At 62.0% G+C, this 828-nt stretch carries 1 protein-coding gene; it reads left to right on the top strand.

From position 1 onward, the window contains the following. On the top strand, window positions 1-828 hold an 828-nt coding region (locus tag B2R17_RS22920), incomplete at both ends, for a UxaA family hydrolase (protein WP_286765839.1).

Raw genomic sequence — 828 nt, 5'->3', positions numbered from 1 at the left:
GCCGGTCAAAAACAACAAATGCTCGGCCGAGTCCTCAAGGGCTACGCCGGGCACGCGAATGTCGGATCCTGCCTGACGATCGGACTGGGCTGCGAACAAACGACGCCCGAGTACCTGAGCGAACATCACCAATTGGTCGCGATTTCCGATCCCCGGTCGCTGCCGGTCACCTCGCCCGAATCGGAATCGGTCTCGACGACGATGCTGACCATGCAAGCCGAAGGCGGCACGCGTGCGACGATCGATCGCGCGGAAAAGCATCTGGAAACAATGCTTGAAATCGCCAACCAAAATTCGCGAACCACGGTCCCGGCTCGCCACCTTCGACTCGCTCTGGAATGCGGCGGCAGCGATGGCCATTCGGGATGGACTGCGAATCCGTTGGTCGGTGCACTCGCCGATCGCATGGTCGCTCACGGGGGCGCGGCGGTGCTCAGCGAGACCACGGAACTGATCGGCGCTGAACACTTGCTCGTCGCCCGTTCGCGTGACGAATCGGTGGCCCAGCGTTTGATGGACAAAGTCGATTGGTGGAAGCAGCACGTCGCGATGTACGGCGGCGAGATCGACAACAACCCATCGATCGGCAACAAAGCCGGTGGGCTGACCACGATCACCGAAAAATCACTCGGGGCAGTCAGCAAGTCCGGAACGGGGATCCTCGACGGTGTCCTGGACTACGCGGACACAGTGCCCAAGCAAGGTTTGTACGTGATGGACTCGCCGGGCTTTGATCCGTCCAGCGTCACGGGCAAGGTCGCCGGCGGTTGCAACTTGGTGCTGTTCACCACCGGCCGCGGAAGCTGCTTCGGCGGCAAACCGGTTCCC

Source organism: Rhodopirellula sp. UBA1907, assembly GCF_002337565.1.
Lineage (GTDB): Bacteria > Planctomycetota > Planctomycetia > Pirellulales > Pirellulaceae > Rhodopirellula > Rhodopirellula europaea.
The sequence above is the reverse complement of the archived record's forward strand: the minus strand, read 5'-3'. Positions and strand labels throughout refer to the sequence as shown.